This is a genomic window from Nocardiopsis trehalosi NBRC 14201 (genome assembly GCF_001552555.1).
In the GTDB taxonomy this organism is placed as follows: domain Bacteria; phylum Actinomycetota; class Actinomycetes; order Streptosporangiales; family Streptosporangiaceae; genus Nocardiopsis_B; species Nocardiopsis_B trehalosi.
Map to the genome: position 1 here is coordinate 22,506 of NZ_BCRK01000024.1, position 25,774 is coordinate 48,279.

Annotated in this window: 20 protein-coding genes, 1 pseudogene and 3 CRISPR repeat arrays; of the genes and pseudogenes, 11 read left to right on the plus strand and 10 right to left on the minus strand. The window is 73.2% G+C overall.

Features of this window, described 5'->3' with window-relative positions:
* A complete protein-coding gene (locus NT8_RS06990; protein WP_067965521.1) occupies window positions 1–411 on the plus strand; it encodes a VOC family protein in 411 nt (136 codons plus the stop codon).
* A 128-nt stretch (window positions 412–539) separates the two neighbouring features.
* Window positions 540–2,933 carry an ATP-binding cassette domain-containing protein gene (locus NT8_RS06995; RefSeq protein ID WP_067965483.1) on the plus strand — a complete coding sequence of 798 codons (2,394 nt, stop codon included), beginning with the start codon at window positions 540–542 and terminating at the stop codon, window positions 2,931–2,933.
* A gap of 72 nt (window positions 2,934–3,005) precedes the next feature.
* Window positions 3,006–4,012: direct repeats of the CRISPR family, unit length 29 nt; unit sequence GGGACCATCCCCGCGTGCGCGGGGAGCAC.
* 368 nt (window positions 4,013–4,380) lie between these two features.
* Here NT8_RS06995 and NT8_RS07000 read toward each other — a convergent pair.
* Window positions 4,381–4,776: a DUF1801 domain-containing protein gene (locus NT8_RS07000; protein WP_245646067.1), complete on the minus strand. Its 396-nt coding sequence runs from the start codon at window positions 4,774–4,776 to the stop codon at window positions 4,381–4,383.
* Window positions 4,777–5,009: 233 nt separating this feature from the next.
* Between NT8_RS07000 and NT8_RS07005 the strand changes: the two genes are divergently transcribed.
* The 3 genes from NT8_RS07005 to NT8_RS07015 all read left to right on the plus strand — a co-directional run bounded on the left by NT8_RS07005 (window position 5,010) and on the right by NT8_RS07015 (window position 6,863).
* A complete protein-coding gene (locus NT8_RS07005) occupies window positions 5,010–5,444 on the plus strand; it encodes a helix-turn-helix transcriptional regulator (protein ID WP_067965523.1) in 435 nt (144 codons plus the stop codon).
* A gap of 20 nt (window positions 5,445–5,464) precedes the next feature.
* Entirely contained in the window at window positions 5,465–5,875 is a 411-nt protein-coding gene (locus NT8_RS07010) for a VOC family protein (RefSeq protein ID WP_067965487.1), read from the plus strand.
* A 187-nt stretch (window positions 5,876–6,062) separates the two neighbouring features.
* Window positions 6,063–6,863: a VOC family protein gene (locus NT8_RS07015; RefSeq protein WP_067965489.1), complete on the plus strand. Its 801-nt coding sequence runs from the start codon at window positions 6,063–6,065 to the stop codon at window positions 6,861–6,863.
* Between the two features lie 706 nt (window positions 6,864–7,569).
* Here the strand turns inward: NT8_RS07015 and NT8_RS07020 are convergent.
* Window positions 7,570–9,078, minus strand: coding sequence for a carboxylesterase/lipase family protein (locus tag NT8_RS07020; protein WP_245646065.1), 1,509 nt, complete (start codon window positions 9,076–9,078; stop codon window positions 7,570–7,572).
* Between the two features lie 217 nt (window positions 9,079–9,295).
* Window positions 9,296–9,919, minus strand: coding sequence for a TetR/AcrR family transcriptional regulator (locus NT8_RS07025; RefSeq protein ID WP_067965493.1), 624 nt, complete (start codon window positions 9,917–9,919; stop codon window positions 9,296–9,298).
* A 99-nt stretch (window positions 9,920–10,018) separates the two neighbouring features.
* Between NT8_RS07025 and NT8_RS07030 the strand changes: the two genes are divergently transcribed.
* Window positions 10,019–10,375 carry a GatB/YqeY domain-containing protein gene (locus NT8_RS07030; RefSeq protein WP_217999101.1) on the plus strand — a complete coding sequence of 119 codons (357 nt, stop codon included), beginning with the start codon at window positions 10,019–10,021 and terminating at the stop codon, window positions 10,373–10,375.
* Between the two features lie 186 nt (window positions 10,376–10,561).
* Window positions 10,562–11,507: a CRISPR direct-repeat array (repeat unit 29 nt; unit sequence GGGACCATCCCCGCGTGCGCGGGGAGCAC).
* 318 nt (window positions 11,508–11,825) lie between these two features.
* On the opposite strand, the gene NT8_RS07035 is transcribed toward NT8_RS07030, so the two are convergent.
* From NT8_RS07035 to NT8_RS07045, 3 genes are all read right to left on the minus strand, one after another.
* Window positions 11,826–12,413 (minus strand): DUF488 domain-containing protein, encoded by a 588-nt coding sequence (locus NT8_RS07035; RefSeq protein ID WP_067965525.1) that lies wholly within the window; start codon window positions 12,411–12,413, stop codon window positions 11,826–11,828.
* A 206-nt stretch (window positions 12,414–12,619) separates the two neighbouring features.
* A CRISPR array of direct repeats spans window positions 12,620–13,197; the repeat unit is 29 nt; unit sequence GGGACCATCCCCGCGTGCGCGGGGAGCAC.
* Window positions 13,198–13,370: 173 nt separating this feature from the next.
* Window positions 13,371–14,648, minus strand: a complete 1,278-nt coding sequence (locus tag NT8_RS07040; protein WP_157515579.1) for an alpha/beta hydrolase family protein — start codon at window positions 14,646–14,648, stop codon at window positions 13,371–13,373.
* A 322-nt stretch (window positions 14,649–14,970) separates the two neighbouring features.
* Window positions 14,971–15,582, minus strand: a complete 612-nt coding sequence (locus NT8_RS07045; protein ID WP_157515581.1) for a hypothetical protein — start codon at window positions 15,580–15,582, stop codon at window positions 14,971–14,973.
* A gap of 459 nt (window positions 15,583–16,041) precedes the next feature.
* On the opposite strand from NT8_RS07045, the gene NT8_RS07050 reads away from it, so the two are divergent.
* The gene (locus NT8_RS07050) at window positions 16,042–16,245 is read left to right on the plus strand and encodes a hypothetical protein (RefSeq protein WP_157515582.1); all 204 of its coding nucleotides are present in this window, start codon (window positions 16,042–16,044) and stop codon (window positions 16,243–16,245) included.
* A 152-nt stretch (window positions 16,246–16,397) separates the two neighbouring features.
* On the opposite strand, the gene NT8_RS07055 is transcribed toward NT8_RS07050, so the two are convergent.
* Complete coding sequence (locus NT8_RS07055; protein ID WP_084468712.1) at window positions 16,398–16,823, minus strand: pyridoxamine 5'-phosphate oxidase family protein; 426 nt, start codon at window positions 16,821–16,823, stop codon at window positions 16,398–16,400.
* Window positions 16,824–17,913: 1,090 nt separating this feature from the next.
* Between NT8_RS07055 and NT8_RS07060 the strand changes: the two genes are divergently transcribed.
* The gene (locus NT8_RS07060; protein WP_067965503.1) at window positions 17,914–18,645 is read left to right on the plus strand and encodes a hypothetical protein; all 732 of its coding nucleotides are present in this window, start codon (window positions 17,914–17,916) and stop codon (window positions 18,643–18,645) included.
* 186 nt (window positions 18,646–18,831) lie between these two features.
* On the opposite strand, the gene NT8_RS07065 is transcribed toward NT8_RS07060, so the two are convergent.
* Window positions 18,832–19,959, minus strand: coding sequence for a S1 family peptidase (locus NT8_RS07065; protein WP_067965505.1), 1,128 nt, complete (start codon window positions 19,957–19,959; stop codon window positions 18,832–18,834).
* Between the two features lie 617 nt (window positions 19,960–20,576).
* On the opposite strand from NT8_RS07065, the gene NT8_RS07070 reads away from it, so the two are divergent.
* The 3 genes from NT8_RS07070 (at window position 20,577) to NT8_RS07080 (ending at window position 23,977) form a co-directional block, all read left to right on the plus strand.
* The gene (locus NT8_RS07070; RefSeq protein ID WP_067965507.1) at window positions 20,577–20,855 is read left to right on the plus strand and encodes a GlsB/YeaQ/YmgE family stress response membrane protein; all 279 of its coding nucleotides are present in this window, start codon (window positions 20,577–20,579) and stop codon (window positions 20,853–20,855) included.
* 287 nt (window positions 20,856–21,142) lie between these two features.
* Window positions 21,143–22,387 carry an LCP family protein gene (locus NT8_RS07075; RefSeq protein ID WP_067965509.1) on the plus strand — a complete coding sequence of 415 codons (1,245 nt, stop codon included), beginning with the start codon at window positions 21,143–21,145 and terminating at the stop codon, window positions 22,385–22,387.
* A 306-nt stretch (window positions 22,388–22,693) separates the two neighbouring features.
* On the plus strand, window positions 22,694–23,977 hold the full coding sequence (locus tag NT8_RS07080) for a L,D-transpeptidase (RefSeq protein ID WP_067965511.1): 1,284 nt from the start codon (window positions 22,694–22,696) through the stop codon (window positions 23,975–23,977).
* Between the two features lie 339 nt (window positions 23,978–24,316).
* Here NT8_RS07080 and NT8_RS07085 read toward each other — a convergent pair whose 3' ends face one another.
* Together NT8_RS07085 and NT8_RS29785 are read right to left on the minus strand one after the other, a co-directional pair.
* On the minus strand, window positions 24,317–25,153 hold the full coding sequence (locus tag NT8_RS07085) for a hypothetical protein (protein WP_067965513.1): 837 nt from the start codon (window positions 25,151–25,153) through the stop codon (window positions 24,317–24,319).
* Between the two features lie 341 nt (window positions 25,154–25,494).
* Window positions 25,495–25,774: pseudogene (locus tag NT8_RS29785) on the minus strand (flagellar associated protein); the annotation flags it as partial.

Consider the following 25,774-nt stretch of genomic DNA (forward strand, 5'->3'; position numbering starts at 1 on the left):
ATGGACATCACCATTCACGAGACCTTCCTTCCGCACAACGACGCCGACGCGGCTCTCGCCTTCTACCGCGACACCCTGGGCTTCGAACTCCGCAAGGACGTCGGCTACGACGGGATGCGCTGGCTCACCCTCGGGCCCGTCGGCCAGCCCGACACCGCCATCGTCCTGCTCCCGCAGGGCGCCGACCCCGGCCTCACCGACGACGAGCGCCGCACCATCACCGAGATGATGGCCAAGGGCACCTACGCCGCCGTCAACCTGGCCACCTCCGACCTGGACGGCACCTTCGCCAAGATCCAGGCCGGTGACGTCGAGGTCGTGCAGGAGCCGACCCAGCAGCCCTACGGCATCCGCGACTGCGCCTTCCGCGACCCGGCGGGCAACCTGGTCCGCATCCAGCAGAAGTCCTGACCCTCCGGGGCTGGCCGACAGCCGCGACAGGCGCGGGCGCCCCGGCCACCGGCGCCCGTGCCTGTCGGACCCGACCCCTACGATGCCCGGGGGCCCGCGTCGGCGCCTCCGCGACAGATGGAGAGACCATGAGCACCGCCCAGACCACCGGCACCACGGCGCCCGCGCAGCCGCTCGCCGACAGCCACGAGATGATCCGCGTGCACGGCGCGCGCGAGAACAACCTCAAGGGCGTCAGCGTCGAGATCCCCAAGCGCCGGCTGACGGTGTTCACCGGTGTCTCGGGCTCGGGCAAGAGCTCGCTCGTCTTCAACACGATCGCCGCCGAGTCGCAGCGGATGATCAACGAGACCTACAGCACCTTCGTGCAGGGCTTCATGCCCACGCTGGCGCGGCCCGAGGTCGACGTGCTCGAAGGGCTGACGACGGCCATCATCGTGGACCAGCAGCGCATGGGCTCCGACCCCCGCTCGACGGTCGGCACCGCCACCGACGCCAACGCGATGCTGCGCATCCTGTTCAGCCGGCTGGGGACGCCGCACATCGGGTCGGCGAAGGCGTTCTCCTTCAACGTCGCGTCGATCAGCGGGGCGGGCGCGGTGTCCTTCGAGCGCGGCGGCAAGACCGTGAAGGAGCGGCGCGAGTTCAGCATCACCGGCGGCATGTGCGACCGGTGCGAGGGGCGGGGCAAGATCTCCGACTTCGACCTGGGCGAGCTGTACGACGCCTCGAAGTCGATCGCCGAGGGCGCCATCACCATCCCGGGGTACAAGGCGGACAGCTTCTGGACCATCCGGGTGATGGAGGCGTCCGGGTTCATCGACACCAAGAAGCCGATCCGCGACTTCTCCGACACCGAGCTGAACGACCTGCTGTACCGCGAGCCGACCAAGGTCAAGGTCGACGGGGTCAACCTCACCTACGAGGGGCTGATCCCCAAGATCCGCAAGTCCTTCCTGGCCAAGGACCGCGAGGCGATGCAGCCGCACATCCGCGCGTTCGTGGACCGGGCGATCACCTTCACCGACTGCCCCGAGTGCGACGGCACCCGGCTCAACGCGACCGCGCGCTCCTCCCGCATCCAGGGCATCAACATCGCCGACGCGTGCGCCATGCAGATCAGCGACCTGGCCGAGTGGGTCCGCGCGCTGGACGAGCCGTCGGTGGCGCCGCTGCTGAAGACGCTCGCGCACACCCTCGACTCGTTCGTGGAGATCGGGCTCGGCTACCTCTCCTTGGACCGGCCGGCGGGCACGCTGTCGGGCGGCGAGGCGCAGCGGACCAAGATGATCCGCCACCTGGGGTCCCCGCTGACCGACGTCACATACGTGTTCGACGAGCCCACGGCGGGGCTGCACCCGCACGACATCCAGCGGATGAACGACCTGCTGCTGCGGCTGCGGGACAAGGGCAACACCGTGCTCGTCGTGGAGCACAAGCCGGAGACCATCAAGATCGCCGACCACGTCGTGGACCTCGGGCCGGGGGCGGGGACGGCGGGCGGCACGGTGTGCTTCGAGGGCACGGTGGAGGGGCTGCGGGGCAGCGACACCATCACGGGGCGGCACTTCGACGACCGGTCCTCGCTCAAGGAGAAGGTGCGGACGCCCAACGGGGTGCTGGAGGTCCGGGGGGCGTCGGCGCACAACCTGCGCGACGTGGACGTGGACATCCCGCTGGGGGTGCTGACCGTGGTCACGGGTGTGGCGGGGTCGGGGAAGAGCTCGCTCGTGCACGGGTCGATCCCGGCGGGGGCGGGGGTCGTGTCGATCGACCAGAGCCCGATCCGGGGGTCCCGGCGGAGCAACCCGGCGACGTACACGGGGCTGCTCGACCCGATCCGCAAGGCGTTCGCCAAGGCCAACGGGGTGAAGCCGTCGCTGTTCAGCGCCAACTCCGAAGGGGCCTGCCCCAACTGCAAGGGGGCGGGGGTGGTGTACACCGACCTGGCGATGATGGCGGGGGTCGCCACCACCTGCGAGGAGTGCGAGGGGAAGCGGTTCGAGGCGTCGGTGCTCGACCACCACCTGGGCGGGCGCGACATCAGCGAGGTGCTGGCGATGTCGGTCGACCAGGCCAAGGAGTTCTTCGGCGCGGGCGAGGCGCACACGCCGGCGGCGCACCGCATCCTCGACCGGCTGGCGGACGTGGGGCTGGGGTACATCACGCTGGGGCAGCCGCTGACGACGCTGTCAGGCGGCGAGCGGCAGCGGCTCAAGCTGGCCACGCACATGGGGGACAAGGGCGGAATCTACGTCCTGGACGAGCCGACGACGGGGCTGCACCTGGCGGACGTCGAGCAGCTGCTGGGGCTGCTGGACCGGCTGGTGGAGTCGGGGACGTCGGTCATCGTGGTGGAGCACCACCAGGCGGTGATGGCCCACGCGGACTGGATCATCGACCTGGGGCCGGGAGCGGGCCACGACGGCGGCCGCATCGTCTTCGAGGGCACCCCGGCGGACCTGGTGGCCGCCCGCTCCACCCTGACGGCCCAGCACCTGGCGGAGTACGTGGGAGCGTAGGGCGGCGGGCGAGGGCCGCATCCCCGCTCAGCGTGAGCGTTGGGGCCTCACTACATCCACCAGTACGCCTTGACGACCATCCGCGCGTACGCAGGGAGCACTCCATGCCGAGCCAGCTCTGCATCGTGTCGTCGGGACCATCCCCGCGTGCGCGCGGAGCACCGCACCGTGCTGCGGGAGCGCATCCGCGACCAGGGGCCATCCCCGCGTACGCGGGAAGCACGCCGACCTGATGGACCGGCTCGCCCCGCTGTCGGGACCATCCCCGCGTGCGCGGGGAGCACGATGAGCGCCCGCTTCTCGGCCTTCACGGCGCGGGGCCATCCCCGCGTGCGCGGGGAGCACATGCCGGACGGCATGAATGCCTATGGGACGCAGGGGCCATCCCCGCGTGCGCGGGGAGCACGCACGGCAGGCCCGCGGACGCCTCTCCAACATGGGGCCATCCCCGCGTGCGCGGGGAGCACACCGTGCTCGGCGCCGTCCCGGGCAGCCGCGTGGGGCCATCCCCGCGTGCGCGGGGAGCACACGTCGCCGTCGTGGCGGTGGTATCCGGATCAGGGACCATCCCCGCGTGCGCGGGGAGCACCGGCGTCACCCGCGCCGAAGCGTCACTCTCCCGGGGACCATCCCCGCGTGCGCGGGGAGCACAGCAGGGTGAACGGGGCGTCGTACTGCTCCCAGGGACCATCCCCGCGTGCGCGGGGAGCACCATGAGTTGAAGCTCCGGTCCCACATGTGCTCGGGACCATCCCCGCGTGCGCGGGGAGCACACCTGGAGGTTGACCCACTAGGCGACCCACTAGGGACCATCCCCGCGTGCGCGGGGAGCACAACAGCCCGGTGCTCCTGCGTCCATGGCGCGTGGGACCATCCCCGCGTGCGCGGGGAGCACTTTGTGGCTCTTCATCAATTGGTACAGGTTCAGGGGACCATCCCCGCGTGCGCGGGGAGCACGTCCTTAGCCCGTTCTTCAGAATCGTGAGCGCGGGACCATCCCCGCGTGCGCGGGGAGCACTGTCCGAGATTATCTCCAAGGTCAATCTCTTTGGGACCATCCCCGCGTGCGCGGGGAGCACCCTTACTGAACTGGGGGTTCAGGCGGGCGAAGGGCTGGTTTGAGCAACTTTCATGGCGACACCCTAGGGCGTCGGAGTGACGGAAGGCAGGGCTGAGCGCGACTCTGGCCGCTATCGGCGGTCGCATCGCGCCGCCCTTGGCCTCGGTGGGCATCCGTGCTCCTGAGCGCGGATGCTCGCCTCGTTCGCCTGCTGCCCGCCCGCACCCCTCGCGGTCCGACACCTGGCTGAGTTCGTAGGGGCGTGAGGTGGTCCGCCGGGGCACTGGGGCGGAGGGATCGACTCCGCCCCGCGCGGCGATCCCGCTCGCCCCACCAGCCCCACCGGTCACTCCAAAGGCCCGGCGGAGGTGGATCGCAGTGCCGGTGTCAGCTCACGGCCTTCTTGACGAGGGCGGTGATCGTCTTCTCGGCCTCGTCGCTCAGCTCGGCGACGGCGAAGGACGTCGCCCACACACCGCTGCCGTCATCGAGGTTCGCCTCGGGGGTGAAACCGAAGGCCGAGTAGCGCTCCTTGTCGACGTGCCCGCTGCGGAAGAAGCACACGACCTTTCCCTTCCGGGCGTAGGCCGGCTGCCCGTACCAGAGCTTCGGCGCCAGCTCCGGGGCGGCGGCGGTGACGATGGCGTGGATGCGCTCGGCCACCGCGCGGTCCGGCGCCTCCATCTCCTCGATCTTCGCCAGCACGTCGAGTTCCGCGGCGGCCGCCTTGCCCCCACGGCCGCGCTCGGCCTCCTTCTTCAGCTCGGCGGCCCGCTCCTTCATGGCGCGGCGCTCCTCCGCGGAGAAGCCGCCCGCCGAGGTCCCGTCGCCCGTGCCGGTGTTCGCGCTCGCCACGTCCAGCCTCCTCATGGTGTTCGGTAGGGAGTGCTCCGAAGCTAGGGGTACCCGCCGGTGCGGCGCTTCTCGAATCTTGACCGACCGCCCCCGCCTTCCGGGCACGCGTGGCGGGCCCGACCGGCTTCCGGGCGGCGGACCGCCGTGCGACCATGTCGCTCATGGGCCTGGACCGTACGGACGTGCAGCGCATGCGCGACCTCGCGGTGATACGCCGCGTCCGCGACCGGATCGACCGCGAGTACGCCCAGCCGCTGAACCTCGCCGCCCTCGCGCGCGGCGCGCACATGTCGGTCGGGCACCTGTGCCGGGAGTTCCGCCGCGTCTACGGCGAGACCCCGTACGCCTACCTGATGACACGGCGCATCGAGCGGGCGATGACGCTGCTGCGCCGCGGCGACCTCAGCGTCACCGAGGTCTGCTTCGCGGTCGGATCGTCGTCGCTGGGCACGTTCAGCACCAGGTTCACCGAGCTCGTGGGCGTGCCGCCGAGCGTCTACCGCCGCGACCACTCGCGCGCGGCGGCGGGCATCCCGCCGTGTCTGGCCAAGCAGGTGACCCGACCGGTCAAGATTCAAGAAGCTCGCGTCCGGTAGCCCCGCCTAGCGTGGCGGGCATGAACCTCACCATCCACCAGGCCTTCGTACCGCACACCGACCCGGACGCCGCGCTGCGCTTCTACCGCGACGTCCTGGGCTTCGAGGTGCGCAACGACGTCGGTTACGAGGACATGCGCTGGATCACCGTCGGACCGGTCGGCCAGCCCGGCACCTCCATCGTGCTGCACCCGCCCGCCGCCGATCCGGGCATCACCGAGGAGGAGCGCCGCACGATCCTGGACCTGATCGCCAAGGGGGTCTACACCGGGATCACCCTGGCCACCGACGACCTCGACGGGGTCTTCGAGCGTGTACAGGCGGCGGGCGCCGACGTCGTGCAGGAGCCCATCGACCAGGACTTCGGGGTGCGCGACTGCGCGTTCCGCGACCCGGCCGGGAACCTCATCCGCATCAGCCGCCTCACCTGAGCGCGCGGGCGCGCGGCCCCCGGCCCGGCGCGGCCCCGGCGGGTTGCCCGAGGGGGGCGCCGCCGGTGCGGGAGCGTGTCCGGACGCCCGGCTCGGTGAGCGGCGCACCGCGTCCGCCCTCGCCCCCGTCCCCACCCACTGCTCGACAGCCGATCGCACAGCCACGACAGCACGAAGGGACACCCGAATGGCGCTCTCGCTCGACATCATCACCCTCGGCGTGCCGCAGGTGGAGGCCGCGCGCGGCTTCTACTCGTCCCTGTACTCGGCCGAGTTGGTGGGCGACGGGCCCACCTCCGGTCTGGACCTGGGAGGCACGGGGCGGCTCGCCCTCGAACCGGTCGATGCGCTCGCCGCCGTTGTCGGCGCGGAGCCGGCGTCGGCGGGTTTCCGGGGGTACGTCCTGTCCACCATCGTGGAGCGGCCCTCCGAGGTCCGGGCGCTGCTCGACGCCGCCGCCGGCCGGGGGGCGACCGTCGTCAAGCCGGCGAAGAAGGAGTTCTTCGGCGAGTTCACCGGGGTGCACCGGGCACCGGACGGGGCCGTGTGGAAACTGGCCGCCGCCGGCAAGAAGGACACGCCTCCGGTGCCCGAACCGCCGCAGCCGACCGAGACCACCGTCTACCTCGGCGTCGCCGCGCCGAAGGCGTCCCGGGCGTTCTACGAGGCGCTCGGGATGGGGGTCCGCCACGACTACGGGGACAAGTACATCGACTTCGACGCGGCCGTTGGGGCGGGTCGCCTGGGGTTGCTGACCCGCAAGGCCCTCGCCAAGGACGTGGGGGTGGAGGGGGCGGGCGACGGCTTCTCCGCCCTCGTCCTCACCCACATCGCCACGTCGCGGGAGGACGTGGACGCCCTTCTCGCGGCCGCCGCCGAGTCGGGCGGCCGAATCACCGCCCCGGCGGCCACGACCGGGGAAGGCACCTACACCGGCCACTTCACCGACCCGGACGGCTACCACTGGAGACTGACCGCCCGCGCGTGAGCGGGCGCCCGTCGTGGAGAAGCCCGGCGCCCGAGGGCCTGCGCCGGAAGGCCATCCCCGCATGCGCGGGGAGCACCTGCGCGCCTCCAGGGAGGACGTGTCGCTGGTGGGGCCATCCCCGCGTGCGCGGGGAGCACCGCGAGGACGCCCGCCGCCAGTTCGCCGCTCTGGGGCCATCCCCGCGTGCGCGGGGAGCACTCCATCACCGTCCTGGTCATGTCCACCGATGCGGGTCCATCCCCGCGTGCGCGGGGAGCACCGTCTTCGACGGCACGGCCGACGCCACCAGCGCGGGTCCATCCCCGCGTGCGCGGGGAGCACCGCCCGGTTGACGACCGGCTGCGACACGCCCAGGGTCCATCCCCGCGTGCGCGGGGAGCACGAGGGCGCCCACGCCGAACAGCTGCTTTTCGTGGGTCCATCCCCGCGTGCGCGGGGAGCACGAGGAGGGTTCCTGGGGAGGGTCACAAGGAGGGGGTCCATCCCCGCGTGCGGGGAGCACCCTTATTGAGCTGGGGTTTCAGGCGGGGGAACGGCTGTTTTGAGCAACTTTCATGCCGACACCCTAGGGCGTCGGTGTGACGGGAGGCAGGGCTGAGCGAAATCCTGGCCGCTATCGGCGGTCACACCGCGCCACCTCTGGCCCGGCGGGCATCCGTGCTCTTGGGCGCGGATGCCCGCCGCCGTTCACCTGGGGTCGGACCGGTCAGGGCATGCGCGCCCAGAAGTCCAAGGCGTGTTCCGCCGCGTAGTCGACCCCACCGATCCGGTCGGGCGCCAAGGACTGGACATGGCCGGTGTCGACGTCGGGCCAGTCCGGGAGGTCCGGGCGGGCCGGGTCGCCGTTGGCCGCGAAGGCCGCCCAGTAGCGGTTCATCGCGTCGGCCAACCCCCGCTGCGCCCCGGCCAGCGGCGCCCCCGCCACGTCGAACTGGTACGGCAGGTCGCTCGCGTGCACCGCGCCCGCCGGGAAGCCCGGGATCGGCACGGTCGGCGGCGCGTCATCGTCCGCGAACTCGTAGAACCAGGTGCGCGTGTGCGGTGTCAGCGTCCGCGCCAGCTCCCACGTCGGCCGTGCCCAGGCGCGGTCCGTGCTCACCTGTGCCCACGCCAGGCTCGGCGTCGGGAAACGGTCGAGCGGGTACCGCTCCGCGACCTCGTCGGCAGCGTCACCGAACGCCTCCGCCAGCAGGCGCGGGTAGCCGTCGGCCGTCACCGGGTTGCCCACGAGGTCGGCGAACATGCCGACGAAGAACCGCCCCTCGTCGCGGACCGTCCCCAGCAGCACCGGCACCCGGGGGAACCGCCCGGCCGACAGCGCCTCCCCCGGCGCCTCCGGCAGGACCCGCCCGCCGAAGGCGGGGCGGATGAAGTCGTCCGAAGCCGACAGCAGGTCGGCCACCGGCACCCGCCGGAGCTGCGCGAGCGCCGCCTCCGGGTCGCCGCCCGACCGCACCCACCCGCGCTCGACGGCGGTCGCCGCGCCGGTCCGCTCCAGCTCGTCCACCGGCACCCAACGGGGCGGCAGCGCCGGCACTCCGGGGATGAGGGCGTGCGCGGGCGTCTCCCCGGCGACGGCGAACGCGCTCTGCAGCACCGCGCGGTGGAACAGCCCGGCCGACCCGGGCGCCGCCAGGTGCGCCGCGACCATCAGCGCGCCGTAGGAGTCACCGGCCAGGGTGACGTTCGCCGGGTCGCCGCCGAAGGCCGCGACCTCCCGGCGCACCCAGCGGAGGGCGGCCTGCTGGTCCTGGAGGCCGAAGGTGCCAGCGTCGGCCAGCCCGGGGTGGCCGAAGCACGCCAGTACGCCGAGGCGGAAGTTCGGGATGACGACGACAAGGCCGGCGGCGGCGAGCCGCCGGGCGTCGTAGAGGGCGGCGCCGCCGTTCGTCCCGCCGCCGCCGTGCAGCCACACCAGCACCGGGAGGCCGGCGCCGGGGGCGCGGGTGCCGGGGTCAGCGCCCTCGGGGACGGTGACATCGAGGGTCAGGCAGTCCTCGTCGAGCGCGGTGGTGTCGGCGAAGGAGCGGGCGGTCTGCGGCGCGGGGTTGCCGGGCTCGGTGGCGTCGCGGACGCCGGACCAGGGCTCGACGGGCGCGGGCGGGCGCCAGCGGCGCTCGCCGACCGGCGGGGCGGCGTAGGGGATGCCCTGGAACACGAGGTGGCCGTCGGTCCGGCGGCCGCGAACGGTGCCGGCGGCCAGACGCACGGTCACGCGGTCGGCGGTCATCGGACGCGCTGCCCGGTCGGCGGGAGGAAAGGGGCGGGCGAGGCGCGTCGCTTCGGCGGGTGGGGGCGCGGGGCAGTCGCCGGGAAGGCGGCGGAGCCTCCGGCGCCCGGTAGGAATACGGTCATACCGCTACGGTAGCAATATGACCTTATTGTCGTCACGTCGATAGCGGGCGTGGCATCGGCGGAGGAGGCGGGGCCGCTCAGCGCGCGTCAGCGGCGGGGCGCTCGGTGAACACCGTGGCGACGACCGTGCGCAGCACCTCGCGCGCCGGGAACGCGTCGGGGCCCGAGAGGGAGACCTGGTCGGCCAGGCCCTGCACGGTCGCGAGGATCAACCGCGCGGAGAAGGCCGGGTCGGCTGAGAGCGCGACCTCGCCGCGCTCCCTGCCGTTCTCGATCGCCGTCGTGACGTAGCCGAGGAGGTCGCGGCCGGCCCGTCGGGCGAGGTCGGCCAGGTCGGCGTGGTGGAGCGCCTGCGACTGCAGGCCCTGGCGGACCCGGTATTCGACGTCGCGCTCGGGGTCGAGCGGGAGCAGTTCGAGGAGGCTGTCGACCAGCACGTCCGCGATCGGGCGGCGGACGGCCTCGCCGTCGGCGACGCGGGTCCGCACGCGGGCGCCCATGCGGCGCACGGCGTCGTCGTAGGCGAAGCGCAGGAGCGCGTCCTTGCCGGAGAAGTAGTGCTGGATCAGGCCGATCGAGACGCCCGCCTCGGCGGCCACCCGCGAGAACGAGGCGGCGGCGAAGCCCTCGGCGGCCAGCAGGCGCTGGAACGCGCGCGCGATCTGGGCGCGGCGCTGGTCATGGTCGGCAACCCTCGGCATCCGGTGATCATACAGACGTACTGCTACCTTCGTCGTGCCGGTGCGGCGGCCCGCGCCCGGCTTTCCTGACCTAACGGAGGGCGGACCATGCGCTCGACCATGCGTGACGACCTGAAAGCGGCGCTCAAGGCGCGGGACCGCGTCGCGGTGGCGGCGCTGCGCTCGGCCTTGGCGGCGATCGAGAACGCCGAGGCGCTTCCGGCGGGTGAGGCGGTGGCGGGCGGCAGCGGGAGCGGGAGCGAGCACGTCGCGGGGGCGGCGCTGGGCGTCGGCGCGACCGAGGCGGAGCGCCGCCACCTCACCGAGGCCGACGTGCGGGCGATCGTCGCCAAGGAGGTCCGGGACCGGACGGAGGCGGCGGAGGAATACGCCCGCCTCGACCGCCCCGACGCCGCCGCCCGGGTCCAGGCGGAGGCGGAGGTGCTGGGGCGGTACCTGGCAGCCGACAGGGGGTGACGGGCGTACGGCCAGCCGTGTTCCCGGGGGTGGCCGGGGCCGGTGACCGCGAGGCATGCCCGGCAGGCGACGCCATCCCCGCCTGCGCCGGAGTACGGAGCCGGCCCGGACATGGCCACCGCCCAGGAGCCATCCCCGCCCATGCGGGGAGCACTACACCCGGCCGCGCGATCTCGGCACGAGCGTGGGGCCATCCCCGCGTGCGCGGGGAGCACATCGAGCGGGGGAAAGAGGCGCCGTCCGCTGCGGGACCATCCCCGCGTGCGCGGGGAGCACGACCCCGTCCGTGATGATGCTGAGCTGGTGCGCGGGACCATCCCCGCGTGCGCGGGGAGCACGAGCGCTGGAAGTCCAGCGGCGACCCGATCCCGGGACCATCCCCGCGTGCGCGGGGAGCACATCCTTGACGGGGAGCTGCCCGAGGGGACGCAGGGACCATCCCCGCGTGCGCGGGGAGCACCGCGGCTGTCCCGGGAGCCCTCCGTGGCCGCCGGGACCATCCCCGCGTGCGCGGGGAGCACTGGTCGACCGGCGGTCGAACTTCGGGCTCGCCGGGACCATCCCCGCGTGCGCGGGGAGCACCCGGCCGCGCCCGCGGCGACCTTCTTCCGCCGGGGACCATCCCCGCGTGCGCGGGGAGCACTCCCCCACCACCCTGCGCAGCTACCGGAGCAAGGGACCATCCCCGCATGCGCGGGGAGCACCGCCGATCCCGTCTCGGGAGCGGCGGGCGGTTGGGACCATCCCCGCATGCGCGGGGAGCACTCTGCTGAGGTGAGCCGGTACAGCCGCGACCGGGGACCATCCCCGCATGCGCGGGGAGCACGACCTCGACGGCGGCGACGTGAGCGTGGTGACGGGACCATCCCCGCATGCGCGGGGAGCACGATTCCGCGCGGAAAGTCGCGCGCCCCCGCGCGGGACCATCCCCGCATGCGCGGGGAGCACGCCGCCGCCTCCTGCGGGGTCTCCACGGGGGTGGGACCATCCCCGCATGCGCGGGGAGCACAATTCGAGCATTCTGAATTCGTTCGAAATTGCGGGACCATCCCCGCATGCGCGGGGAGCACGCCGCGGCCGCCCGCGCGGGCGGGTGGCAGAAGGGACCATCCCCGCATGCGCGGGGAGCACCCTTCTTGACCTGGGACGCTTGGGCCGAGAAGGAGCGTTCTCGACCACTTTCGATCGCGGCTCCTTCCGGGCAATTATCGGAGTCCACTACCCCGGCGTCGCGGTTTCGAGGGGAATAGTTACGTTCGTGATCGCCGTCGCTAGGCAGCAGTCGGGGTGTGCCGGGCTCGGGTCGTACACTCGCCCGACAAGAGGCCCGACCGGCCGCCCGGAGACGGCCGAGCAGCCCGAATCACGATGCGAATGCCGTACGGGAGACCGCTGCGCGCCCTCCCTGCTGTGTAGAGGACGGCCGACCGAACCTCAGAGGGCAGCATGCTCATCTCTGCTTGTCGGGTGGAGTCCCTTGAGCGGGGTCGGTCATTCGAGGGGCGGTGGTGTCGTCGTAGACGAGCAGGCGGTCGGCGCGCAGGCGAACGCCTGGGGTCGGCGGGTGCGGGACCAGTCGGGCGTCGTGCATCAGGTGGCGTACCTCGGTGTCCCTGGCGACGGAGGCGAAGTCGGCGATCAGCCGCCGGTGGCAGCGCCACCAGACCGCCTCGCTGCACATCACGGCGGTGCGCGCCGAGGAGGCCCCCCGGAGCAGGCGGTCCATGGCCGCCACGAACTCCGGTTCGCGGGTGTGGGCGGCGTAGCCCCGGAAGGAGGCGTTGCGCCAGATGACGTCGGGCGAGTCCGGCAGTGCCTTGCGAAAGCCGCCCAAGGCCTGTTCCCAGCGGTAGTCGATGCCGGCCTCCGGCAGCCACTCCGCGAGGCGGTCGCGGTGGAGGTCGGGGTCCCGGCGGCTGCCGGGCCCGATGCGCACGTCCACCACGGCTTCCACGCCGGCCCCGTGCAGCAGCTCGGTCAGCCGGACGTGCCCTGCAGTGCTGTGGCCAAAGGTGAGCAGGGTGCCGGGCCCGGTCACAGCGCGCGCCGCGTCCGCGTTCCCCCGGGCGACGCTCCGGTCTCCCACTTCGGCCTCATCCCATCTCTCGTCCGATGCCCTTCCCCGCTCCACCTGCCCCGCACCGACCACAGAACACGAACGCCGCAGATGGTCACCCCCACCCCGCCCTATCCCCGCAAGTGCGAAGAGCACGAAAAGGGCTGGTGTTGGCGCTATCGGGATGTGAGTTCATCCCCGCGCGTGCGGGGAGCACGTGCCCTCGCCAAGGAGGAGGGCCCCGACTCGGGACCATCCCCGCGCGTGCGGGGAGCACTGCGGCACGATGAACGTCTGGCTGCTCCGGGCGGGACCATCCCCGCGTGCGCGGGGAGCACCACCCGGTGTAGGTCTTCCGGTCCGGCCAGTCGGGACCATCCCCGCGTGCGCGGGGAGCACTTCTCCCGCCCCCACGCGTCCATCCCGGCGGAGGGACCATCCCCGCGTGCGCGGGGAGCACCGCACCGCGAGCGCGGCCAAGGACCCGTCGCCGGGACCATCCCCGCGTGCGCGGGGAGCACCGCCGACCTCAAGGCCGCGTTCCCCGGCGTCGAGGGACCATCCCCGCGTGCGCGGGGAGCACTACGATGTGCGCATCGACCCCGGCCAGACCCGGGGACCATCCCCGCGTGCGCGGGGAGCACCTCGCGGAGGAGGAGTTGCTGCGGCGGACGGTGGGACCATCCCCGCGTGCGCGGGGAGCACTCCGGGTGCAGGAGCGCGCCGATGTACATGTTGGGACCATCCCCGCGTGCGCGGGGAGCACCCTTCTTGACCTGGGGGTCTTCGGTCGGGAGGGAGCGCTTCTGACCACTAGTTATCGAGACGGCCTTCGGGAAAAGTACCGGATTCCAATGTCACCTGGATGAGCCTCGGCGGCACAGAAGGAATCGGGATGCGCCGGGCGTGGCACGCTCGCCCGCCCGGCGCACCCTCCGGTTACTCCACGAAGTGGGCGTCCGGGTGGTCCGGCGATTCCGTGTCGAGGATGGCCTGCGGGCGGCCCCGCAGCATCTCATCGAAGAACGCCGACACGTACGCCCGCTGCGACGCGTGCAGGCGGTCGGGGTCGTCGGCCGTGCCGATCGTGCCCTGCACCACCTCGTCCGGCAGCCCGTACTCCTCCGCGATCTGCGGGAGGAGCACCTGGTGGTCGGCGAAGGAGAAGTGCCGGGCCTCGGGGAAGTTCACGTCCAGCTTCCAGCCGGTCGAGTTGTCCCAGAACCGTCCCCAGTCGTCCCACGCCAGGTGGGTGTGCGGGTCGATCTCGCCGGGCGCTTCCCCGGCGCCGCTGCCGCCCATGAGCAGGAACGGCCGGTCCAGGCCCTCGTTCGCGACCGGGAAGCGGTCCTCGAACCCGCCCCCGTCCTCCCGGAACGCGATCGAGCCGTCCAGGTCGATACCCGCGTCGACCCGGTCGTCCACGTACATGGTGTGCGCGGCCGCCGACCCGCCCGCGGAGTGGCCGAACATGCCGATCCGGGACAGGTCGAGGATGCGGTTGAGGCCGGGAGGTGTGCGGGTGCCGTCGGCGTCGCGCGCGTTTTCGTCGCGGACGTCCTCCAGGAAGTCGAGCACCACGCGCGTGTCCGCGACGCGGTCGATCATCAGCTTGGAGTACAGCTCGGGGTCCTCGCCGTCGTAGTACGGCTCCACGATCCGGCCGTCCGAGAACCGGACCGGCGCCTCCCCGGTGTGGTCCATGGTGACCACCACGTAGCCCTGGCTCGCCAGGTTCTCGACCAGCGTCGTGCCCGTCGCGCGCGGGGAGCCGCCGCCGGGAGAGTAGATGACGACCGGCCGCCGGCCCGCGCTCCGGTCGGCGCGTGCGTCCGGCATCGCCGAGGTGGCCGAGCCCGCGTAGTCGACCGCGCCGGGCGGAAGTTGCATGGAGGCGCCGAAGAACTCGCCGACCTCCTGCGGCATGTAGCCGGCGGGCTCGGCGCCTCGGTGCGGCTTGGCCGGGTACCAGACGCTGATCATGAACTCGCGCGGGCCGTCGCCCTGGCCCCACTGGTCGGTGCGTTCGTCATCGACCAGCCGGAGTTCGGTGGTGCCGACGTCGTACCGGCCGGTGGGCTCGGGGAGGGTGAGCTGGAGGCCGGTCGGCGGGTCGGCGGGGACGTCGTCGGCGGACGCGGGGGCGGCCAGGGGCACGGCCAGCGTCAGGCCGGTGGCGAGGGCGGCGGCCATGGGGAGGAAGGGAGTCCTTGGCATGCCAGCGACCCTAGTGACGGGCGCGCCGCCGTCCCATGGTGCCGCCCGCCCGGCGGGGGTCCGGATCGCGCCACGTCGCCCCTGAGGAAAACCACACCCTGTGGACGGGGCCGCCTTGTCTGCGCCTGCTGCGCGCCGGCACATCGTCTCAGCTCATCCCGACATGCGCGGGGAGCACCCTTGTTGAGCTGCGGGTCTTCAGCGGGGAAGAGGGGTTTTGAGCAACTTCTGCGTCGGTCCCTGGCGGCAGGGTATCGGGGTGGGCCGACGAGCGGCAGGGCTTCCAGGTCTGGGCGTGTGGGTGACGGCCGTCCGGGTGAGGTCAGGCGAAGAGGTCGGGCCGGAAGTGGTGGGTCTGGGACAGGAGGGGGTTGGAGGGGTCCGCCGGGCCGGCGGCGAGGAAGGAGACCGCCACCGGAACCAGGCCGGTTCGGGGGTCGCGCGGCTGGGCCACCAGTTGGCGGCGGAGGGCGGGCGGGACGGTGTCGGGCACCACCCGCTCGCCCCACCCGATCAGCCCATGCGAGCGGACGACCGGCGCACTCACGCGCGCCCCTCCGGGCACCCCGATGCGGCCGACAGCCGCGCCAGGCGCTTGGCGGTCGACCACCCGGCCCACCCCGGTGACGTCGCGCCAGCGCAACCGCACCCGGAAGCCCTGCGTGTCGGCTAGTTCCACGCCGACGGGCGAGACGAGCACCGTCGTCCCGGTCAGCATGCGCCGGGTGCGGCCGAACAGGAACGCCGTCGCCGCGCCCGCCGCGACGAGCCCGCACACCACCCCGGCGGCCGTCCCCGTCCCGGGGGCGATGTTCTCGAACAGGATCGCGCCCAGGAGCAACACGACCACGAACTGCAGACCGACCAGCGGCGCCCACACGGCGGCGTAGCGCAGGTAGGCGGAGGGGCCGGCGGCCGGGCGCAGGACCGCCACCCCGGGAGCGCCGGGGCTCGGCCAACCGTCCACAGGGTGTGCGCGGGCCGGCCCGGTCGGCGGCCCGGCGTGCGGCTGCGGCCGAGGTCCGTGCATGGTGTCGTCCGGCATGGCCGCAGGATAGCGACCCCCACCGGTCGACCATCCGAGCAGCGAGGGCGGGAGCGAGAGGGCGGGGCCGACCGGAAGTCCCGTCAGCGCTGTCTCCTGCTCCGGGCATGCCCGTGGTCCTCGGCCCCGCACAGAAGGGCACCGGTCGAGTCGGTGTCCCGTTCGGGCGCGCCAATGGCCCTCAGGCTCCGCCAGGGGCGACTCGCGGTTTCCGGCGCCGAGCCTGTCCGCTATCCTCGGCCCCTCCCAGAGGCGGATTGCGACGCGGTGTCCCGCTCCGAACGCGCCTATGATCGTCGGGTCCCGCCAGAGTGGCGAGACCCGACGGCCGGAGAGGCGGCATTGACCGTGGACGAACCCGTGAGCCAGGGCGACGCCCACCGCTCCCCCGCTCCAGAGCGGATGGGGCCCGACATGCTGCGCAAGACCGGGCAGCGGAAGAGGCAGCGCACGGTGTTCCGCACCGGCCGCCGCGAGGGTCTGCTGACGCGTGACGTCCCCGGGTGGGTGGAGCGCACCGCCCGGAGAGAAACGCCGCGCCGGGGCGCATGACGCCGGTGTCGCCCGATGCCGTCCGCTCCTGAAGCCATCGCCTCCGTGGCCGGTGGCCGCACCGGCTTATCCGGTGTCGGGCGGCTCTCACCGCCCGGACCCTCCGGCCTCGTGGGGCTCCGACGCGGTCCGCGTCGGCCCGCCCCGCTCCGTCAGGCGTTGCCGAGGATGCGGGTGATCGCGATCTCGATGACGACGCGTGTGGGGTTCGGGCGCGGGGCGCGGTAGCGCTCGGTGTAGCGGCGTTCGGCTTCGGCAACGGCCTCCGCGTCGTCGCGGACGGACGCGCGCCCCTCCAAGGTCGACCAGCGGCGGCCGTCGACCTGGCACACCGCGACGCGGGCGCCCTGCATCGCGAGGCGCGCCTTGTTGGATTCGCCCGAGGTGATGACGCGGGCGACCCCGGCCTCGGGGTCGAGCGTCACCCCCACCGGAACGACGTGCGGGCTGCCGTCGGGCCGCACGGTCGACAGCGTGGCCAGGCGGCGCTCCTGCCAGAAGGTGAGGAAGTCGTCCCCCCGCTCGGCCACCAGAGCGGCCCCGCGGCCGTCCGTGCTCGTCGTTCTGATCTCGCCCATCCCATCCCCGTCCCTCGGTGTGGAATCGACGGCCGTCCGCCGCCGTCGACGTTGACGTTATCGGGCTCCTCGGGCCTGTTTAAGCCCCATGACGTGATGATCGTCGCCGCATGCGGGACCAACTCGGCGGGCCCCGAGGGTCATCCCCGCGTGCGCGGGGAGCAGGCGGTGGTGGAGGCGGTGCGCCGGTTGCGGTCGGGGTCATCCCCGCGTGCGCGGGGAGCAGGAGGTGTTCGGGCCGGGGATGGGTGTGCAGGCGGGGTCATCCCCGCGTGCGCGGGGAGCAGGATTGGGTTTCTTCTCAGCGCTTTACGGCGGAGGGGTCATCCCCGCGTGTGCGGGCAGCAGACGACGCCGTGGGGGCCGTGCGTGGCCGACGTGGGGTCATCCCCGCGTGAGCGGGGAGCAGACGGCGCGGCTGGTGTGCGCCTCGGTGACGTCGGGGTCATCCCCGCGTGCGCGGGGAGCAGGAGGTGTTCGGGCCGGGGATGGGTGTGCAGGCGGGGTCATCCCCGCGTGTGCGGGGAGCAGCCCTGCTCCACGCTCCGCAGCCACCGGGCCAGGGGGTCATCCCCGCGTGCGCGGGGAGAAGTCCTACTGCCCCGCCGAGGCCCTGGTCAACACGGGGTCATCCCCGCGTGCGCGGGGAGAAGATGGGGTCCTCGTCCTCGCGGCGGCGGATGTCGGGGTCATCCCCGCGTGCGCGGGGAGAAGTCTTATTGAGCAGGGGACATATCAATGGGTCGGGGGTTTTGAGCAACTAGTGGTGGCTCGTGGGTGGTCATGAGGGTAGCTGGTGAGGGCGTCTGAGTGGGCGGGTCTGCGTCAGCGGTACCGCGTGGCTGGCGAGGGGTGGGCGCAGGGCGCGCGGCGTGGTTCCCCCGTTCCGGGTCGGCCGGGCGCGGCTCCGGGGACCTGGGCCGGGCGGTGGACCGAGGGTCGGGCGGGTCCTCGGGCCGGGCGGTGGGCCGGGACCGGGCGAGGCCGGGCGGGACCCGGCGAGCTTGACAAGGCGGGGCGGGGTCGCGAATGCTCGCGGGTCACGTTCGGAACCCCCGTTCGGTCCCCCGCTCTCCCTCGGAGGCCCTCCGTGAACGACATCCTGCTGATCCTGACCGGTGGCGGCATCAGCCTGGTCAGCAGCGTCGCCGTCACCCTTCTCCTGGCGCGACGGCTCCGCCGCGACGAGCTGCGCACCGCCACGCGGGAGTCGACGCGCCGGCTCACCGGACTGTTCATCGCCGAGCGTGACGCCCCCCACACCGGGGCGGGCCCGAGCCCGTCGCTGGCGGAGGCGGAGGTGATGGCGGTGGCGATCGCCGACCGCCGCACCCGCGACCGGATGCACGCCGTCATCCGCCTGCTGCGCGAGGTCGGCCTGCCGGAGCTGGAGGAGCTGAGCGGCACCCGCGCCACCCCCGCCCGCCGCCTGCTGTGCGACCACGCCCTGGAGGTCCTGGGCACCCACTTCCGGGGCGAGCGCCTGCCCGCTCTTCCGGCGCAGGTGCAGAAGATGCTCGACGTGGAGGACGAGGCGCTGAACATCCACGCCGGCGCCACCCCCCGGGCGGCGGTCGGCGCGGCCCCCGCCGAGGCGCCCGCCGCTGTGTCCGCCACCGCGCCCGCTGCGGCCCCGGCCGCGCCGCCGACCGCCCCGGCCGACGCCCCCGATGACGCCCCCGCTCCGCGCGCGGCCTCCCGCCGCCGGGGCAAGGCGGCGGCGGGCGAGGCGACGCCGAAGGCGCGCGGCCGGTCGCGCAAGGCCGATCCGGAGGACGACGACGAGGAGAACGTCGACAGCACCTTCTGGAACGCGGACTGATCGGTGCCGACCGCGTCGCACCGGCACTGCACCGCGGGCGTGGAACCGCCGCGGTCGCGTGCGCGACCGCGGCGGTCAGGGGGGCGGGGCCGGTCCCGGCTCGGGGGACGGGCCGGGGCGGGCCCCGCTCTGGTCAGGCCCGCTCAGGTCACCTGACCCGCTCCGGTCGGGCTAGGCCCGCTCGGGTCAGCCTCGGACCAGGGTGAGGCCCCACTGGCTGAGGATCGGGTTGACCGGCTGGTAGAAGGTGGTCCCGCCGGTGCGGCAGTTGCCGGAGCCGCCGGAGGTGACGCCCTGCGCCTGGCTGCCGGTCACCCAGGAGCCGCCGGAGTCGCCGGGCTCGGCGCAGACGTTGGTCCGGGTGAGGCCGGAGACCGTGCCCTGCGGGTAGGTCACCGTCTGGTTCTTCGACTGGATGCTGCCGCAGTGCCAGCCGGTGGTGGAGCCGGAGCGGCAGATGGAGGAGCCGGTGGCGGCCTCGCTGGAGCCGGTGACGGTCACCCGCCCGCCGCTGTAGTTGTTGACGTAGGGGGTGGTGGTCCAGTTGGTGGTGTTGCCCACCCAGCCCATGTCGCGGCCGGGGAAGATCGACCCGCGGAAGGTGCCCCGGCCGTCGCTGCTGGTGGCGGTGGCGCCGACGCGGCCGCAGTGGCCGGCCGTCACGAAGCCGCCGGTGACGGCGAAGCCGATCGAGCAGCGGCCGCTGTTGTTGATGTAGTAGGCGTTGCCGCCGATGATCTGGGCGAAGGTCTGCGGCGCCTCTGCGCTCTCCTCGATCGTGACCGTGGCGGGGTCGACCCCGGCCTCGGCGATGAGGGCGTCGGCGGCGTCGGCCTGGCCCTTGTCGACGGTCACGACGACGGTGTCGTCGGCGAGGTCGACGTACCAGCCGTGGACGCCCTCGCCGTACTCGGGCGCGTGGTCGTTGAGGTCGGCGACGATGTCGTCCAGGGCGCCTTCGCCGTTCTCGACGACCCGGGCCTCGGCGCCGGCGTCCTCGACGGTCTCGACCGCGGCGGCGTCGGTGACCGAGACGGTGAGCTCACCGGTCTCGATGTCGAAGACCGCGCCGCCGAAGTCGGCGCCGAGGGCCTCTTCGAGCTCGGCCTCCAGCTCGCGGGCCTCGGTCTCCTGCTGGAGCAGCCGGGTGGCCTCGGCGGCGGTCAGCCCGAGGTCCTCCTGCATGGCCTGGAACTGCTCGGGGGAACTGACCGTCGGCGCGGGGTCCGCCGCGGCGGCGGTGGCGGCGGTCACGACCAGGCCGGAGCCCAGGACGATCGCGCCGAAGGTTCGGATGAGGGGGGATCTGCTCACGTGCCTTACTCCTTGCGGGGGATGGAAACAAGGGAACAGCAGTGGTGAAACGTGGTCGTCTATGTCGACCCCCGGCGGAGGACGGGCCTCTTGAGCCCGGTCCCGCCGGGATCCACCGAACCACCAGTGAACGCTTCGAAACAATAAGTGAAGATCACTCCCCGCGACAGACCCGGCACGCAATGAAAAAGCCGGACATGCGATGAAATCCCCGCCGGGCACCCGCCCGGGGGCGCGCACGGAGGCCCGTGCGCTAGCGGCTTTCACATCGCGATTCATCAAGGCGAAACCTTGACCCGATCTTTCGCGAATGCCGGTTGATCAGCGGCGATCTTGGCCGGATTCGGCCAATTTTCGCCGGGTCGGCGAGACCCGGAACCCGGACTCGCGCCCTGCGGCGCGACACTCGGGGGCGAATCCGCCCATCCCCCTCGACACGGTGTGCGCGCGGCCGCCGCGCGCGGTGCGGCGCCCCGGACGGCATCGAGCGGCCGACTCGGGGTCCGCGAACCCGGACACCAGGCCACATAGAAGCACGGTGATCAGGACTCATGCATTTTCAGCCCCATATCGGAAAGACGGCCTCAGACCGGATTTCCGACCACAGGGGGGACACCATGGAGGTCACCGGACTCATCAGCGCACTCATCATCGGCCTGATCATCGGCGCGGTGGCGCGGCTCATCGTGCCGGGCAAGCAGGACCTGCCGATCTGGCTGACGCTGGTGGTGGGCGTGGTGGCGGCCCTCATCGGCACCGCCATCGCCCAGTTCGCCGGCTACGCCGAGACGCCGGGCATCGACTGGCTGGAGCTCATCACCCAGCTCGTCCTCGCCGTCATCGGGGTCTACCTGGTGGCGGGCCTGTGGGGCGGACGCAACCGCACGCGCGCCTAAGGGGCGACGGCCGCCGGCCGGGCGCGGGGAGGGGCCGCGCCCGGCCGGCCGCGTCTCCGGGCGGCCGACAGCACGGCCACATTCCGGTTGTTAGTGAGGGTGAATTCGGCCATCCCTATCGCACGGGGGCGGCGGCGATCTCGTAAGATCTGCTTACATCGCGGCGGATGCCTCCCTGCCCGCCGCTCCGCGACTCTCCGTGCCTCCGGGCGCCGCCGCGCGGAAGCGCCCGGTCGGCCGCCCGCCGGGACCGCCATTCCCGCCCTACTCGCCGAGAAGATGCCCCTATGCCCGAAGACGCCGCCGCACCCCTCCCCGAGGACGCCGCGTCAGGCGCCGAGCCGTCCGAAACCGGGAAGCCGGCCGCCCCCCGCCGGCGCCGGTGGCGCCGCGTCCTGGTCTGGTCCTCCGCCGCCATGGCCGTGGCCCTGGTCGCCGGAGCCGGCACCGCCTACGCCTACTACCGTTCGCTGCGCGGCAACATGATCGAGCACGACCTCTCCTCAGCGCTGGACGAGGCCGACCGCCCGCCCAAGATCGGCGACGACGTCAACATCCTGTTCATCGGCTCCGACGGCCGCGAGGGCGGCAACTCCGACTACGGCGGCCGCGACTTCGTGGGCGAGCGCTCCGACTCCCTGATGCTCGCGCACATCTCCCCCGACGCGACGGTCGACGTCGTCAACTTCCCGCGCGACTCCCTGGTCGACCTCCCCGAGTGCGACCCCTACGGCGAGACCGAGGGCACCGCCGCCTACTACGGCATGATCAACTCGGCGCTGTTCCACGGCGGCCCGCCGTGCGTCGTCAAGACGATCGAGTCGCTGACCGGCATCCGCATCGACCACTTCGCGCACCTGAGCTTCGTGGGCTTCCGCGACATGGTCGACGCCATCGGCGGCGTCGACATGTGCATCCCCGAGCCCATGGAGGACGAGCGCGCCCAGCTCGACCTCGACGCCGGGCAGCAGCGGCTCGACGGCGAGGAGGCGCTCTCCTTCGTCCGCGCCCGCTACGAGATCGGCGACGGCGGCGACATCGGCCGCATCGACCGCCAGCAGATGTTCCTCGGCGCGCTCGCCGACCAGGTCACCAGCAGCGACGTGCTCACCAGCCCGTCGAAGACCTCGGGCCTGCTGCAGGCGGTGTCCCGGCACACCGCGACCGACGGCGACCTCACGCTGAGCCGGATGATCTCGATCGGCGCCACCCTGGCCGAGGTCGAACTCACCGACATCGCCTTCTACACCGTGCCGTGGGCGCAGGCCCCGTTCGACCCCAACCGGGTGGTGTGGGACGAGGCGCGCGCCGCCGAGCTGTTCGCGGCGATCGCCGAGGACCGCCCGGTCGACGACCGGATGCTGGAGAGCGGCGACACCCCGTCCGGCGAGCCGTCCCCCGAGGCCGACGAGGCCCGGGCGCCCGCGGCCCAGCCGTCCGAGGCGGCCGTCGAGGACGGCGCCATCGAGGGCCGCGACGCCACGTCGAACCCGTGCGCGAACGGCCTCGGCGAGGGCACCGAGGAAAAGTAGCAGGCCGGGCCGCCCCGTTCCGGCGGGGCGGCCCCGCCGCCGGCCGGCCGTTCCCGGCCCTTTCCGGCCCTTTCCGGCCCGGCGCGGGTGTCCGAGGCCGGACGGTTACAGCATGGTGATCGGGTTTTTCCCGAAAATCGGCCGATTCGGCGAACCATATCCCCCCTTCCACGCGTCACAATGATGCGGGCGAACCGCTTTCCGGTTGCATCACGCGCCACACCGTCTCTCCACACGGCCCGGCGCGTTCGACGCCGGCTCCGGAAACCGCGCGCCCTGGCAACCGATGACCTGGAGGTCCCCCTCGTGACACCCCGCTCCCCCTTGCGTTGGTCCCGCCACCCCGGTGTGCTGTGCGCCGCCGCCCTCGTGTTCGCCGCGACGGCGTGCAGCAGCGGCGAGGGCGACCTGGCCGGTGAGGACGCCGGCTCCGCGGAGGAGGCCAGTGTCTCCATCACCCCCGAGGACGGCGCCGGCGAGATCCGCCCGAACCAGCCCGTCACCGTGACCGCCGAGAACGGCACGATCACCGACGTCACCGTGGAGCAGACGGGCGGCGACGGCGAGGCGCTGGCGATGAGCGGCACCCTGAACAAGGACGAGACCGAGTGGACCAGCGACTGGACGCTGGTGCCGGGCGCCGACGTCACGGTCACCGCCGTCGCCGAGAACGCCGCCGGTGAGGGCACCGAGGTCGTCAGCCAGTTCACCACCACGCCGTCGACCGAGGGGCAGCGGCTGGAGGTCAAGACCGACACCGCCGCGTACCAGATGATGACCGACGGCCCCGTGGGCGTGGGCATGCCGATCGTGGTCGACTTCGACATGCCCGTGGAGAACAAGGCCCAGGTCGAGGCGGCCATGGAGGTCCGTGCCGAGAAGCCGGCCGAGGGCGCGTGGAACTGGTTCGGCGAGAAGCAGGCGGTGTTCCGGCCCGCCGAGTACTGGGAGCCGAACCAGAAGGTCACCGTCGACCTGCACCTGGCGGGCGTCGAGGCGTCCGAGGGGGTCTTCGGCATCGAGGACCACAGCTTCGAGCTGGAGATCGGCCGCTCCCAGATCACCGACATCGACGAGGACGAGCACCACATGGTGGTCGAGCGCGACGGTGAGACGGTGAAGGAGTTCCCGGTCAGCCTGGGCATGGCCACCACCCGCGCCTACACCACCACCAGCGGCATCCACGTGACCATGGGCAAGTTCACGAACTTCCGGATGAGCAACGACACGATGGGCGTCCCCAAGGACTCGCCCGAGTGGTACGAGGAGTACGTGGCGCACGCCGTGCAGATCTCCAACTCCGGCGAGTTCCTGCACACCGCCGACTGGAACTACCAGCTCGGCGAGGCCAACACCAGCCACGGCTGCGTGAACATGAGCGTGGGCGACGCACAGTGGTTCTACGACAACAGCATCCCCGGTGACCCCGTGATCATCACCGGCACCGACCGGGAGCTGGAGGTCGACAACGGGTTCGGCTACTGGCAGCGCCCCTGGGACGAGTGGGTGGCCGAGAGCGCCACGGGCGAGGCCGACGACCTGGGCCAGGCCGGCACCCCGGGTTCGCCGCACATGGCCGAGGAGGACTAGCCCCCTCGGTTACGCGCGAAGGGCGCCGCTCCCCGTTCGGGGGGCGGCGCCCTTCGCGTTGCAGCGGCCCCGGTCGGCGGGACCGTCCCTGGAGTGCGTCCCCGGGAACCCCCACAGTTCCCAGGGCACCCGGCGTCAGGGCCGGTCTCCCGCCGTCCCGGGGCCGCACCTCCCATCGTGATGGGAGGCCGCCCCCGAGCGGTGGACCCGCGTCCGGGCGGTGGCCCGGGAACCCCCACAGTCCCCAGGCCCCGCTCTCATCCGGAGGGGTCGGCCGTCCGCTCGGGGCCGAGGTGCGCCCGCCGGGGACGGCGGAGGCGGGCGCACGGTCCGGGGGTGCTACACCGGCAGCCCGACGCCGCCGATGGCGTCGGTGACGCCGCGCACCCCGACACTATTGTCGACCGCACCGGTGACGCCGTCGACGACGTCCTGCGGGCCGACCTGGTTCAGGTCGTCGAGCGAGGGGCCCTGGTCGGAGGCGAGCCCGGAGGTGACGCCGTCGACGCCCTCGCGCAGTCCGGCGGTGGCCGGGTCGGCGCCGACCAGCGGCAGCTCGGCGTTCTCCAGTCCGCTGATGGAGAGCGGGGAGCGCGGTTCGTGGGCGTCGATGCCCTCGGCCACCGCCCGCGGCAGGGTGTCGACGGCGTCCTCGGTCGCCGCGGTGGTGCGCGGCAGCAGGGTGCCGGTGACGCCCTCGCCGACGGCGCGGGTGGCGACGGTGGCGGCACCCGTGGTGGCACTGGTCGCCACGGGGAGCTGCGACGGCTTCGGCAGCGGCAGCGGGGCGCTCTCCAGGAGCCCGGTGGCGGTGCCCGCCAGGTCGGCGGGGGCCGACTGGTGCTCGACCCCGGTGCTCAGTCCGACCGAGCGCTCGACCAGGTCGACGGTGCTGTCGGCGACGGTGAGGTAGTCGTGCACCTCGGGGCCGACACCGGACATGTCACCGAGCGGACCGGACACGTTGGCGGTCCGCGGGGCGGGCACCGTGGTGGCGAGGTCGGGCACGCGCGGGTTCTCGATCAGCTCCGTGACCGGACCGACGGGCAGGGCGTCGGTGACGCCCAGCGGGGAGAGCGCATCGGCCGATGCGATGCCCGCGCCGAAGGCGACGAAGCCCGCGGCGCCCGCGGCCACCAGAACGGCCTTGGTGGAGGTCCGTGCGAACTGGAACATGGTGAAACGTCCTTCTGGATCGTGTTCGATGTCAGGTCGGTACGGGGATGGGCGGCTGGCGCCGCCCGGCGCGCGCGCCCTGGCCGGGGGCCCGCGCGTTCGTGGGTGGTGGTGGGTGTCGCTCCCCGGTGTCCGGCCGCCGCGCGTGGCGGGCGCGGTCGGCGGGTGCCGGGGTCATCCGGAGGATCTGGCGGACCGCCGGCTGACGTGAACGCCGCGGGGTGCGGGTGCGGCTCTCACGTCAACCCCCAGGGGTCGTCCGCTGGGTGGGGCTGCCGCCGGTGGGGACGGCGCGCGCGGCGGCCGACCGGAAGGCCGGGCGCCGGGGTCCGTCCGGGGCCCTAGTCGGGTGAGAAGTGCGGCTCGTCGACCGGACTCTGCGGCGCCGGGGCGGACGCGTGCCCGCCCGAGGGGGCCGGGCCCGCTGCGGGGGCCGGGGCGAAGCCTGCGGGCAGGTAGCCCGCGAGGAGGACGGGGGCGCCGCCGGTGGGCGAGGCGGCCGAGCCGACCGCGAGGCGCGGGGCGGGTTCGGCGGGGGTGTCGGCGGGCGCGGGGGCGCGGTCGGCCTCGGTGCCGGGGCCGTCCTGCGCGGCCGCCGGCGCGTCCTCGGCCGCGAAGGCA

Bases quoted from the DNA above. Each gene is read 5' to 3' on its own strand.
- NT8_RS07015 (WP_067965489.1), top strand. From the start codon at position 6,063: ATGGCGCTCTCGCTCGACATCATCACCCTCGGCGTGCCGCAGGTGGAG.
- NT8_RS07085 (WP_067965513.1), bottom strand. From the start codon at position 25,153: ATGTTCCAGTTCGCACGGACCTCCACCAAGGCCGTTCTGGTGGCCGCG.
- NT8_RS07000 (WP_245646067.1), bottom strand. From the start codon at position 4,776: ATGAAGGAGCGGGCCGCCGAGCTGAAGAAGGAGGCCGAGCGCGGCCGT.
- NT8_RS07055 (WP_084468712.1), bottom strand. From the start codon at position 16,823: ATGGGCGAGATCAGAACGACGAGCACGGACGGCCGCGGGGCCGCTCTG.
- NT8_RS07070 (WP_067965507.1), top strand. From the start codon at position 20,577: ATGGAGGTCACCGGACTCATCAGCGCACTCATCATCGGCCTGATCATC.
- NT8_RS06990 (WP_067965521.1), top strand. From the start codon at position 1: ATGGACATCACCATTCACGAGACCTTCCTTCCGCACAACGACGCCGAC.
- NT8_RS07030 (WP_217999101.1), top strand. From the start codon at position 10,019: ATGCGTGACGACCTGAAAGCGGCGCTCAAGGCGCGGGACCGCGTCGCG.
- NT8_RS07010 (WP_067965487.1), top strand. From the start codon at position 5,465: ATGAACCTCACCATCCACCAGGCCTTCGTACCGCACACCGACCCGGAC.
- NT8_RS07005 (WP_067965523.1), top strand. From the start codon at position 5,010: ATGGGCCTGGACCGTACGGACGTGCAGCGCATGCGCGACCTCGCGGTG.
- NT8_RS07075 (WP_067965509.1), top strand. From the start codon at position 21,143: ATGCCCGAAGACGCCGCCGCACCCCTCCCCGAGGACGCCGCGTCAGGC.
- NT8_RS06995 (WP_067965483.1), top strand. From the start codon at position 540: ATGAGCACCGCCCAGACCACCGGCACCACGGCGCCCGCGCAGCCGCTC.
- NT8_RS07040 (WP_157515579.1), bottom strand. From the start codon at position 14,648: ATGCCAAGGACTCCCTTCCTCCCCATGGCCGCCGCCCTCGCCACCGGC.
- NT8_RS07025 (WP_067965493.1), bottom strand. From the start codon at position 9,919: ATGCCGAGGGTTGCCGACCATGACCAGCGCCGCGCCCAGATCGCGCGC.